Origin of the sequence: Rothia sp. ZJ932, from assembly GCF_016924835.1 — a bacterium.
Classification (GTDB): Bacteria; Actinomycetota; Actinomycetes; order Actinomycetales; family Micrococcaceae; genus Rothia.
The window spans coordinates 253,003-264,753 of record NZ_CP070480.1 but is presented as its reverse complement, the minus strand read 5'-3'; the positions used below and the strand labels follow the sequence as shown (position 1 = coordinate 264,753).

Annotated in this window: 10 protein-coding genes; all 10 read right to left on the bottom strand. The window is 50.6% G+C overall.

The genetic code is table 11. The features are described from left to right. Nucleotides 1–30: 30 nt before the first annotated feature. Nucleotides 31–870 (bottom strand): hypothetical protein, encoded by an 840-nt coding sequence (locus JR346_RS01235; RefSeq protein WP_205482616.1) that lies wholly within the window; start codon nt 868–870, stop codon nt 31–33. 8 nt (nt 871–878) lie between these two features. After that, nucleotides 879–2,633 carry a type IV secretory system conjugative DNA transfer family protein gene (locus JR346_RS01230; protein WP_205482615.1) on the bottom strand — a complete coding sequence of 585 codons (1,755 nt, stop codon included), beginning with the start codon at nt 2,631–2,633 and terminating at the stop codon, nt 879–881. A 39-nt stretch (nt 2,634–2,672) separates the two neighbouring features. Beyond that, nucleotides 2,673–4,259: a hypothetical protein gene (locus JR346_RS01225; RefSeq protein ID WP_205482614.1), complete on the bottom strand. Its 1,587-nt coding sequence runs from the start codon at nt 4,257–4,259 to the stop codon at nt 2,673–2,675. 31 nt (nt 4,260–4,290) lie between these two features. After that, entirely contained in the window at nt 4,291–5,835 is a 1,545-nt protein-coding gene (locus JR346_RS01220; RefSeq protein WP_205482613.1) for an SCO6880 family protein, read from the bottom strand. Continuing rightward, nucleotides 5,835–7,832 carry a hypothetical protein gene (locus JR346_RS01215; protein ID WP_205482612.1) on the bottom strand — a complete coding sequence of 666 codons (1,998 nt, stop codon included), beginning with the start codon at nt 7,830–7,832 and terminating at the stop codon, nt 5,835–5,837. The genes JR346_RS01220 and JR346_RS01215 overlap by 1 nt, the downstream gene beginning before the upstream one ends. Then, nucleotides 7,829–8,545 carry a hypothetical protein gene (locus tag JR346_RS01210; RefSeq protein WP_205482611.1) on the bottom strand — a complete coding sequence of 239 codons (717 nt, stop codon included), beginning with the start codon at nt 8,543–8,545 and terminating at the stop codon, nt 7,829–7,831. Before JR346_RS01210 ends, JR346_RS01215 begins: the two co-directional genes overlap by 4 nt. Before the next feature lie 122 nt (nt 8,546–8,667). After that, entirely contained in the window at nt 8,668–9,000 is a 333-nt protein-coding gene (locus tag JR346_RS01205; protein ID WP_205482610.1) for a hypothetical protein, read from the bottom strand. A 119-nt stretch (nt 9,001–9,119) separates the two neighbouring features. Beyond that, complete coding sequence (locus JR346_RS01200) at nt 9,120–9,668, bottom strand: DUF6668 family protein (RefSeq protein ID WP_205482609.1); 549 nt, start codon at nt 9,666–9,668, stop codon at nt 9,120–9,122. 19 nt (nt 9,669–9,687) lie between these two features. Continuing rightward, nucleotides 9,688–11,202, bottom strand: a complete 1,515-nt coding sequence (locus JR346_RS01195; RefSeq protein ID WP_205482608.1) for a hypothetical protein — start codon at nt 11,200–11,202, stop codon at nt 9,688–9,690. Nucleotides 11,203–11,211: 9 nt separating this feature from the next. Continuing rightward, a complete protein-coding gene (locus JR346_RS01190; RefSeq protein WP_205482607.1) occupies nt 11,212–11,751 on the bottom strand; it encodes a hypothetical protein in 540 nt (179 codons plus the stop codon).

The following is an 11,751-nucleotide window of genomic DNA, read 5'->3' as shown; positions in this document are numbered from 1 at the left end:
TGTTACCCCGCCCCCTGTTCATAACGGGATCTAGGTATCTTTCCTTTGTCCAGAGCCAGTAGTAGCTTTTTTCCCGGCGGCTAAACGAGTAATCAGCTCGCTAGGCTTGTAGAAACCCGGTAGGTGCCCCTCTTGGGTAATGTACTCTTCAAAGCCCTCATCAGTAGGCTTGTAGATCGGCGAGCGAACAACGTGCCGCCCCTCATTTTCAATACAAGGCTGCAAAGAGCCTTTGAGCCTATCCAGCATGGGCCACAAGAACTGCATGTGCCAACCAGCAGCCTCACTGTTAGGGAACTCTTTGGAAGAGTGATACGCCTGCAACCATGATCCCCACAAGGCACTCAAAACATGTACAGCGTCACTATGCTTGTACCAGCATCCTGGAATGGCATACACAATATCGTGGGCAAAATACTCATGATTGAGCCAATCCACGAACTCTTTGAGCTCTTGCCACATCTGTGTGCGCGTCTGCCGGTTGTCTTGGTGCCGCCAGTTATACACGCGAGGTTTTTTCTTGCCCTCACCATCACCGATTTTTTTAACCAGAGCATCAATGCTCTCTAAAGCAACCTCTACATCAGTTTCGAGCCGTGAAAGGCGTTCAAAAGCCGCAGCGGTTTCTTGGCGAGTTTCCTCGACCTGCATCATTAAGACCGCAGAGCTAATGGATTGCCCCGGAACATTAGGAACCTCTTCGTGCTGGTCATAGGTTGATGGGGGCGCTATCTCACCGGCGAAAGGCTCACTATCAAGAGCATTGAAGAAATCTTCTGCCGGGTCTTCTTTACCGTCATGAATCTCTCCGGTTTCTAGATCAATGCCCTCAGGTGCGAGCTCATACCCATAATCTTCATCATCCATCATGTATGCCCCTAATCTAATCCGGTCTCAGCAAAAGGCTTCGACGCTTTACCGCAGATCTCATGCGCTTTCACCCAACCCTCTTTGATAGTCTTGGCATCCTCACGTAACCACCAGGGTGTTAGTTTCACATGCATTGGTTTGAAGTTCTTGTAGTGAACCATCGCTGTAAACCGAGGAAGCTGAGTCAGTTCGTAGGCTTCAGCTATATTGCGCCTCTCGCTCGTGTAAGAACGTGAAGTGCCAGTACGACCAGAGGCATGAGAGGTGGTGACCTTGCGTTTGTCGTACTTTCCCATAGCTTCAGCTACAGGTTTCATCGTCTCAAGTTCCAAACCAGGCAGATAGTATTTCACCACCGAGTTGCCCTTAATAGTGCGTGCAGCTTCTTTACCCCACCGATCTTCTAGCTGAGATTCAGCTTGACCGATCAAGATTACTTCCACGCCACGACCGTTGATATCGGACATAATAGAGTCCATCTTAGGAAAAGCAGCAAGGTTAGGCGCTTCATCTAAAACCGCTCGGAAAGCCGGCCATAAGCGACCACCAAATTTCTCTTGTGATAGATCTCGTGCTTCATTGACAACTTCGTTAGCGAACATCGAGACCAAAGGGCCGGTATCAATGCCAGTTGCAGTGTCAGAAATGAGATAGATCGTGTTAGCTTCTTCGAGGAACTCCCTGATACTAAAAGATTCTTCTGCCGGGCACACCAGCTGTTGCAAAATGCGTTGAGGGCTCAAAGGCTCCAACAAATCCGACAGGGTCTGCTGAATAGAATCAATGGTTTCACCGGCACGCGAGTCTGCTGTAGCTTGCAAATACCCCAGCACACCGGGAGCAGCCTTATCAGCATGAGCGCGCAGCAGTTCCATCGGTTCGGGGTTACGTAGATTATTAGACCAGCGGATGACATCGCCTAAATCTCTGGTAGAAATAGCCGCCACGTGCAGCAACCGGCCGAGAACAGCAGCGGCTTTAGAGGAAAACCAGTCCCCGCCTTTGACATTACCCATCGGCTTAGCACCAGCCCAGGCTTGCCCGCGACGTAAAGCAACCTCAAAGTTTTCGCACCCTATCACAGGGTTCCATTTCACTTTCCACTTCCACCCTGAAATATCATCAAGGTCGAAGGCGTACACCTTACCTTTTGCAGCCCTTGGTATAGCAGTAATCATCAATAAATCGGCTTTGGTACTAGTAGCTATCACAGCACCAGCAGCGTCTAAGACAAAGTTAGAGCCAAGAGTAGCTGTTTTACCAGCCTGAGTAGGAGCAAGAACCAGTTTTGATTCTTTAGCTTCACCATAGATTTTTTCGCCAGTGAGGGTGCCCATCGAGTAAATCAGGTAGTTCTCTGGAAGTCGGTTGACGAACTCACAGGCGTCTTTTCGGGCTTGTGCCGGGTCAGGATCAGAAGGCGGCAAGGTATTGATTAAGGTCTCGCGTGCTGCTTTCAATGCTGCATCGTGCCCTAAGGAAGAGGCAACGTCCTTGTACTTTGTTTTGAACTGATTAGCGCTGTTTTCTTCCTTAGGCCATTGTGAGATCAAGAAAATACAGGCTAAAAGCACAAGGGCAAGGAATACCCAGGTGTAGGTGTTAGCTTTGCGGCGTCCGGTCAGCACTTCAAGAAGACCCGCTAGGGGGTACTGAGACGGTGCAACAGTACCCCCTAGGTAAGCCCCGCCTTGAAGCGCAAGCCATATACCGCCGAAGCCAACCAACAAGATCACTAAGAATAAGGTTGAGCGTGACTTCATATTTTTTCATTTCTTCAGTTGTTGTACGCCAAGTGTTCCTTACAAGGTTCCGGCGTGCTCAAAGGCTTGAGCCCATGCCTCGTTTGTATCGTGGATGCGGTGTTCGCTGCTGGTCAAGGTGACTTGGAAAGGCACACCAGGGCCTTGACCGACTTTCATCAAGAATTTGCCTCGACCGATAGGAGGTGAAACCTTACGTGTGACAGGATCCATCACACCTTCAGGTGACCAAGCCACCAGCTGGTTTTTCTCAGCCAGCGTCATCGGCATTGAATCGTGCAAGGATTCCATATCGTTCTTAGCCAAAGCTCCGTAGAACTTCATGGGGGAACGTTCAATAAAGCCCTTAGCGATAGAGGTCAGCTCCTGATCTTCAAACACTAGGTCTTTCGGTGAGTGAGTAATCAGAATCTGTCCCAAACCGATAGTGCGGTTGAGTTTGGTGTACTCATTGATATAACGCACCAGCTGAGGGTCAGCTTCAAGGATCTGCCATAGCTCATCAAGAATCAAAAAGTAATGTGACTCTCGCATGAGCCCGACCTTCGATAAGGTCTTTGCCGCAGCAATAGCAGCCTGCCCATAAGACCAGCACACCATCTGAACCGCCGCCAGAAGATTACGATTTTGGGACTCGCGCACCGCTGAAATATCAATATCAACACTGCGATCAACACGGATGGGGGTAGTGGTTGCGCGGGCGAAGACGTCACCAAAAGGTCCCTCAGCGTCAAAGAGGTTCAAAGCCATAATCATCGGCTTGGCGGCAACCTTGTATTCTTCTTCCGTTTCGGTCAGCAATGCACGGCGCATCGCCGGAGTGCCTTCAATAATGACCGCACGCACATCCTCTAACAAAGGCTGACGCGGCGGGTTCTCAGCAAAAGCCCGCTCAGCTGCTTCGTGAATACCCAGAGAAAGAAGCATAGAGTCATTAGCGACTTCTTTAGCGGTTTTGTCTCCTGATACTTTGAAAAGCGATTGGACGGTGAAGAGCCGACGGGTGTGGATTTGAGCCATCAACTGTTGGGCGTAGCGAGTACCGTGAGCAGCATCAATGGCTTGGATTTCTGGTAGGCGTTCCCAGAGCGGACCCGCGTCCAAAGGGTTGACCGCATCAAGTTCTGGGCCCACTTCAATAATCTGTCCCCCTAGCTCTTGGACGACTTGGCGGTATTCACCTTTAGTGTCGCCCAGCGCCATACAGTGAAAACCTGCATCTGCGATACCCAAAGCCATACGCACCACGAGTGAGGACTTACCTCGACCATTGAGCGCCATGACCATGGCAGAAGGCGCAGAGATAAGCTTTTGCAGGTAGTAGCTAATGGGATCACCAGTGACGGTAGTGCCAGAGATCAGGTTGCGACCTAGGGGAACACCAATCATCGGGGATGATGACCCTACGCAGAAGGGGAAGAACCCGGCGACCTGTTGTGAGGAAGCAGAAAATTCCACTGGTGCTTCTGTCACGAATGCGTAGCCCCCACCGGGGCGACGGAAACCACGGGTATCCAGCGTCGGTAGTGGCTCATATTTCTCGGCTACAGCAGTGCTGGCAACTTTTTTAGCGTCCCTTGACCCCACCTTGTAAAGATGAGACGAGAAATCAATCAGTTTATCCATCAAAGACATATCTTTAGGTTCTTTCTTATAGTTAGCGGGCGCTCATTTTGAAATCAATGGGAACCAGACCAGCCCCAAGACCCATAGAAAAAGCAGCATCGTGAGACATAGTTGCCTCACGCAGCTGAATCATGATGCCCGTAGAGCCACGACGTTTAAGGTCGGCACTGAGGTTGGGAAATTTATCTGGGTTATCAGTGGTGACGGTAGCAATCAACGAAAAAGGCACCAGCAAAGCACCATCGCCCATCTCGTTCTCGGTACGTTGGGCTTTTTCGGTAACTGCCGCAGCGCTGGAACCGCCTTTATTGCCTTTTTGCCCACGAAAGAACCGCGCGTTGTTCACTGCCTCTAGAGCCTGTTTCTGCGAGCTATCTGGGGGCAAAGGGCGGAAGAAAATAGTGACACGCTTCTTCGTCAATTTCCTATCTGCGCCTAAGAGCTCCTGCAAAGCGTTCTCTTGGAAGAGGCTCATGGGAGGACGCCACATCTGGAAGGACTTTGAGAAAAAATGAGAATGCTCGTAGTAATCCTCGTGCACGTTATGGTAATCAGGTCCGATATTTTCCCACACCAAACCGGTCCCATCTACTTCTTGGCGGGCTTGATCAATTGCCGTATCTTTAGCCGGATTGTAGGCGGTGAAGTAGTAATCGATCACTGATTGAGCGTCCATAATAGAAACGGTTCCGCTGGAGGCTGCTGAGAGCCCTTCAGCAAAACCATGCATTACGGTGGAGATTTCTTCTGCTAAAGTCGCCGCGTTACGTACCGGCAGACCGGATTCGGGGATAGCTTTAGCGGAGAAAGTCATGGACACAATATGTTCTACACGCGGTTTTTGCTGGTTTTCGATATCGATGACTTCATCAATGACCTCACGTGCCACGGTAGGGACTTCGTGATCTCCTGCGTAGGAGCGGAACTGGCCAACGGCCTGCGGGAGGCGAGTTCCGGTATCCATCGTGCTTTCGGTAATAGCTGCAACTTGCAAGATAGAAGACTGGATGCCAGCTGCTCGATGGTAGGCTGCCCACTGGGCGACCATGGAATTGATGAAGGACTGGTCAAGTAGCTGAAGACCCGGTGCTGAAACTGAGAAAAAGACAGTTCCGCTTTTCCGGCCCGGATCCCACAAAAAAGCGTAGTCGTTTCCGTAGGATTCTTGGTATTGTTGCATTTGCGTTGCTGCTAATAGTCCGGGGGCGCGGTATGAGCCGTCCGGTAGGTCTGATGAGGGGCCGGGGCGGTATTCAGTCCAGCGGTTTGCTTTTGCTTTAGCGAACATTTTTCGTAGCATTTTTTCTTCCCAATCGTAGCGGCCGTCTTTGCCTTTTTTGAGTTTGCGGCGGATTTGATCCGCGTAGAACGCAGCTAGGGCGGCGATAATCCAGATAGCGTTGTGTTGGATAAGGGGTACAGGGACAAAACTTAAGATGAACCATAAGACGAACAGCAGTACAACGCGTCGTACACCGTAGTCTGAGACTTCTTCGGGTACGCCGTAGAAGCCTGCGGAGGCTGGTTCGATAATGTTGCCGAATTTTGGGCGGTGTTCATCAGCTGTTGTGCTCATTAGTGGTCAGCTCCTTCGGGGTTGATGCCCTCTGCTGTTTCATCAGCTAGAGCACGTACAAGGTTTTGTACGTGAAAAGCTGTTTCTTGTGGTGAGGCTCGTCGTGAGCCTTGTGAGGATGATGCTCCAGTAGGTGAAGCAGTTTTTGTTTTTTTGTTTGGGGTGGGCTTAGAGGGTTTGTTTTCCTTACCCCAGGAAGCTCCTGCTCCCTTGGGGGCAGGATTGTTGCTTGCTGGGGTTGGTGAGGTGTTAGCTCCTTGTGGTGTTGTGCTTGCCGAGCCACTATCAGCGCTACTGCCACCGGCTGGTTCAGCTGGTAGCTCGGGTAAGACCTTGGTCGGTTCATCAGCAGCACCAGCACTACTGGATGCAGTCCCTTGTGGCGCTGTACTTGCCGAGCCACTATCAGCGCTACTGCCACCGGCTGGTTCAGCTGGTAGCTCGGGTAAGACCTTGGTCGGTTCATCAGCACCACCAGCACTACTGGATGCAGTCCCTTGTGGCGCTGTACTTGCCGAGCCACTATCAGCGCTACTGCCACCGGCTGGTTCAGCTGGTAGCTCGGGTAAGACCTTGGTCGGTTCATCAGCACCACCAGCACTACTGGATGCAGTCCCTTGTGGCGCTGTACTTGCCGAGCCACTATCAGCGCTACTGCCACCGGCTGATTCAGCTGGTAGCTCGGGTAAGACCTTGGTCGGTTCATCAGCACCACCACCAGCAGCACCAGAAGAACCACCAGAAGAAGAACCACCAGCCGCAGGTTCAACTGCTTCCTTAGCGCCACCAGCACCAGCATCTCGACTACCAATAGCACCATCCTTCACAGCCTTACCAACAGCTTTAGCACCATCAGCAATCTTCTTTACGCCTTCTTTGCCAGCACTCAACGCCGCAGCAGCAGCCATACCTACCGGGCCGCCCGCAGCGCCCGCCGCAGCTGAACCGCCAGCACCAGCAGCACCGGCTCCAGCACCCGATGAACCGGCAGTCATTGAAGCGCCCGACGCCGAACCACCAGAAGAAGAACCACCAGAAGAGGAAGAAGTAACAGATCCACCTGAAGAACTCAGCTTCGTCATCATCGCCCCAGTAGCCACACCACCAACAGCAGACATAAAACGCGAACCGCCAGAACCTAACACACTAGGAGAAGGATGAATCAGCTTCACCAAAGCAGGCAACGAAAAACACGCCGCCACAATCGTCATAAAACCAATGACACCAGTCACCACAGGCCCAGCAGTATCACCATCAGCGCCCTCGACCACACTAGGAATAAAAGTGCCGCCTTCAATCAAAGCAACGCCGATACCGTACAAAAGCGCAGCAACCGGCTTGAAACTCACACACGCCAAAATCCAACCCAGCTGCTTAGAAAACGCTTCCTGCCCCTTAACATTGACCGAAGCAGCAGCAGTAATAGGCAACATCGCGGATAAGACACCAGCAGCGATATCAGTCCCCACCGCCATACACGCCTGAACAACAGAGGCAAGCAAAGTAAAAGGCAGCATCAGCAAATAAAAGCCACCAGCCATACTCTCAATAGAGAACTCGACCGAAGCACCCATCAGGCGGGCATCATCACCGGCTCCAACAGTCATTCCTTCGAATATCCACGGAGCCAGTTCAGAGGAAAAAGCCATGAGTAAGGAAGTGCCACCTATAGAGGCCGCAGAAACAAAAAGCATCCGCAGCAAACCACCAGAAATCTGCTCCACATCTTCACGACCGCCCTTACCAGCCTTCACCAAAGCAACCGAAGTCGCCGCGATACCCACCAAAGGAATCATAAAAGCCGTCAGATGTTGGGCATGCTCAAGAGTTGAACCAGGACCAGAACCCAAAGGCTTAAGACCCATCCACCAAGTCATCAAAAAATGATTAATCTCAGATGCCCAGGAGTACATCATGTTCACCAGCCAACCCAAGGCTTTACCGAGCCACGAGTCAAAGGCCCCATTAATAAATTGTTTTAATACTTCAGGCATCATTGCTCCACCTGCTCAGGAGAAATCACCGGGAAAGAAACCATCGAACCGATAGCCCCGGAAATAAGACGAGAATCGTAGTAATAAGAAGTAGTAGAGCCCTGATGTTTCCAATCACCATCGACCCACTGCAAAGGAACGGTAACGGCATACACAACAGGGCTTTTGCTGTCTTTGATAAGAATTTCAAAACTCGCGTACTCAGAATCAAACCCCAGCACTTTAGCACCAATAACTTTTACATCATCTGACCCCAGCAAACGCGGCTGCTTCTGCACATTCTCCTGCGCCTGGGCACGCAACTTCTCATACCCCTGACCCGGTGCTATCTTCGCGTCAAAATCATCAAAAAGCTCTTGGGTAGCGCCGGGATTATAACCAGCAACAACAGTAATAGCCGCGAGCAAAGCTCCCTGCTGAGTATGCGCAAAACCAGCCCTGACACCAGAGTCAAGAACCTGACAGCCCCCAGCAGTAGAAGAATAAGGAACAGGGAAACCTAAAGGTCCAATCTCCCACTGAGCATCAGAAAAAACCTGTTCAACAGCATCATCTCCAGCCAGAACCAAAGACTGCTGACAAGAATAAGCAAAACCAGAACCATCGCTAGCAGCAGGTGAAGAAGCCTGACTATCAGAAGCTTGCGGTGAGCTACCACAGGCACTCAAAACTAAAAGGGTTAATGCGCTCAAAGCGCTGAGGTATTTATGAGACATGAAGAGAATCTTTCAAGCGAGAAAAACAAAAAGTAAAAGCCAGTTATTGCCCCTGAACAACGCAAATGATTCAGGGGCAATAACCCAAGGCACCACAAGCCCCATAGTCGGGGAAGGGCCTGTTACAGACCGGTCAGAAGAGTCCAGATGGTAGGAACGCCCAAGAGAAAAGCACCAGCAATAGCCGGCTTCAAAGGAGGCTCCACTGCCTCTTCACCGCGTGAACGCGCGCGACCTGCTGAACCGATACCAAGCATGAACTGAATCAGCAAGAACAAACCAACACCTGCCATAATCCACCCCAGCACAACGGTGATACGATCCAGACCAGGGGGCAGCTCCATAGCAAAATCAATAGCCGAAGCCGCCGACACGTTCAATACCGAGAACAAAACAGCGAAAGCAGCAACAGCAGAGTTCTTCAAAGTCACCATACGAACAACGAGATTCTTCATAATTTTGTGTTCCTTACACATACACATTGAGGGATAAATAAATGTAGCTAGCATCCCCTAAAAAATGTTTTAGAGGCGTACTAGCTACAACCTGATAAGCGGAAAATACTCAAAGCGCCCTAACGAGTAACACGCGCGAGCTCTTCCACAACTTTTCGATAACGCTTGGGATACTTCACTAAGGAAACCCCAGGCTCTCGTAAATCAGCGACCCACGGGATCACCCAGCCATGCTTCGTCATACGAATAACTTTCTGGGATTCTTTAACCGTGGCTTTAGAAAGATGCGGGCGGTCGTGAACCAACACAACGCCAATAACATTTGCACCGTTATCGGCATATCCACGCCGCAGCACAAAGGCCGCCCGCGCGAGGTGAGTGGCGGCAGTAGTAGCAACAAGAATCGCAGAAGAAGCAATATGCCCATCATCAGGCTCTTGCAGCATCCCGCCTGATGCTTTCACTAAAGTAGATAAGCCCACTCCCCCAGCAACCGGCACCAGCATTACCCCCTCAGGGGCAGGGAACTCGCCAGTAAAGTGAGTAGCCGATGCCGAGCCGATAATTTCGTCAGTGCTCATTTGCTCGGGCGCTTCTTGAACAACCGGGGTCAAAGCTAGAGGGTTGGCTACGCGCTCCATGACGGGTTTACGAGTAAACAAGACCATTACTTATCGTCTCCTTTCACTAATCAATCTTTTGCAAAACATAAAGTTTGGTGCCAGCTTCAGAAGTATTAGGCTTGTACACCACCACTGCGCGCCCGGCAGCATCAATAGCAGCAGGCACTACAGCGTTCGTACTACCGTTCCAAGCAACAACTTCACCATCAGGGGAAACGCGCTGAGACTCTAAGCCGGTAGTCCATGCGTACCCAGCACCATAACGAGCAGAAGAAGATACCTTCATTGCTTCGTTGCTTTCCACATCAAGGAAAGTGCCCTGTGAAAGCACCAAATTACGTTGCACATCGATATCAAGCATCTGCTTAGATGCTTTAGCGTCAAGGGTGCGGGGGTTTTCCAAAAGCCCTGGACCGGTAGCATCAATAATCTCAATCAGCCCCTGCGTGTTCAGGTCTTTACCAAAGCCGAGAATGATGTGGTTGTTGATACCAGTAATGAGCCCTTGGTAGTCATAGCCCTCTGCTACCGGGATATTTACCGGTTCAGGAAGCTCAGGAGCATCTGTGGTGATGTGCCAAGCCAAAGGTTCCTTATCTGAAACCATCCAAATGCTTTTGCCGTCAATCACCGCAGGTTTGCTATCTGCCGGGGCAATGTACTTGCTCAAATTCCCGTCTTTATCTGGAACCCAGACGAAACCGACGCCTTGGTAGACTGGCACACCAGAAACCCAAGTAATGCTGGTTGCTTCTTCAGGCTTTTCAAGAGCCGTCATTTCCCCGCCGATAGTGCCGATAGAGGCCTTAGTGCCGGAGCTTTCTACAGAGATAACGTTCTCACCAAGCCCAGAAACCACATTCAAAGCACTAATTTTGTTGTTGGCAGGGTGTTGGGAAATCAGTTCACCGGTATCTGCGGAGATACGCATGATGTTGTCCTTATGCGCGTACAAAATCTCATCATTGACCAGCAAGGGTGAGACTTTATCAGCATCCACCGCGTAATCAGCGTAGGTATCCCATCCAGCCGGAGCGGTTACAGGAAGCTGGGCCGCAGGCGGTAAAGTGCTCTTCTGTGAATCTGTAGCACCGAGAAAATTTTTAGCACCCAATACTAAAACGATAGCAAGAGCGAAAGAGGCAATAATTCCCAGTAAAAGCCGCTGCTCACGAGGAAGAGCGGCTATTCTTGGGCCAATAATCGGAATCTTGCCGACCTTACTATCTTGCGTATAAGGTGCAATTTTCGAGCCTTTAGGAAGCAGCCCCGGAGTTTCAAGCGGGTAAAGTGCCTTGTTTTCAGCGCTGTACCACATATGGTGTTTTTGCTGATTTTGGTCGTACAAATCAACGCGGACATCTTCATCTAGCAGCAGCTGGGATAGAAGATTGGAGGTAAGTTCAGCACCGATGCTGTTGAGTTCATCATTGGTGTACTCACCAGCAACGAAAAAACGACTCTGATCTTCTAGGGCACCTTGTGTTGTTACGCTGATGCTCGTGTCAGTCAAAGAGATAGTGATGACAGGAAACGGCGCTAAAAACGGTGTTTTGGGTGTCTGTTCTTTAGTATTCATGGAATCGGTTTATCCTTCGGCCGGAGCAAGAGATGAAACCAAAACATCAGTTGTGTCTTTGATGATTTTGACTTCAATCGCTCCATGCGTTGTGTCAACGATAATCACGGCGGTATGAGCGGTAGGGTATGAAGATTCTTTGACCCCCACAACATTCAATTCAGGCAAGTAAGACGGATCGCTACGCTGCATTTTCGTGGTGAAGTCCTCAGTCCCGTACCCAGCTAATGCATCGCGCCAGGCGGCAGGGTTCTCATACGTGGCATAGAACTTCTCGACGACTAAAGCGGCTTTCACTTTCGCTTGATCTTGAGATTTTTCGCTCCATAGGCTGTGAAGAGAGGGCGATACGCTACTTGCTGGTGTGCCGCTAGGTGCAGCTGTTTCTTCACTCTTACCCCCAGAAAATGTAGGCAGCACCAGAGCTAGTAAGACAAGCACCAGTGCGATGCTTGAAACAATAACGATCAAGGTGCCGTTGAGCTTTAGTTTTTGCTGACCAGCAGGTGTTATCTCTTGCCCTTGCGGTTTCAAGTCTTCTTTCATCAT

Coding starts and splice junctions, on each gene's coding strand:
- JR346_RS01220 (WP_205482613.1), bottom strand. CDS start 5,835: ATGAGCACAACAGCTGATGAACACCGCCCAAAATTCGGCAACATTATC.
- JR346_RS01225 (WP_205482614.1), bottom strand. CDS start 4,259: ATGGATAAACTGATTGATTTCTCGTCTCATCTTTACAAGGTGGGGTCA.
- JR346_RS01205 (WP_205482610.1), bottom strand. CDS start 9,000: ATGAAGAATCTCGTTGTTCGTATGGTGACTTTGAAGAACTCTGCTGTT.
- JR346_RS01195 (WP_205482608.1), bottom strand. CDS start 11,202: ATGAATACTAAAGAACAGACACCCAAAACACCGTTTTTAGCGCCGTTT.
- JR346_RS01210 (WP_205482611.1), bottom strand. CDS start 8,545: ATGTCTCATAAATACCTCAGCGCTTTGAGCGCATTAACCCTTTTAGTT.
- JR346_RS01190 (WP_205482607.1), bottom strand. CDS start 11,751: ATGATGAAAGAAGACTTGAAACCGCAAGGGCAAGAGATAACACCTGCT.
- JR346_RS01200 (WP_205482609.1), bottom strand. CDS start 9,668: ATGGTCTTGTTTACTCGTAAACCCGTCATGGAGCGCGTAGCCAACCCT.
- JR346_RS01215 (WP_205482612.1), bottom strand. CDS start 7,832: ATGATGCCTGAAGTATTAAAACAATTTATTAATGGGGCCTTTGACTCG.
- JR346_RS01235 (WP_205482616.1), bottom strand. CDS start 870: ATGATGGATGATGAAGATTATGGGTATGAGCTCGCACCTGAGGGCATT.
- JR346_RS01230 (WP_205482615.1), bottom strand. CDS start 2,633: ATGAAGTCACGCTCAACCTTATTCTTAGTGATCTTGTTGGTTGGCTTC.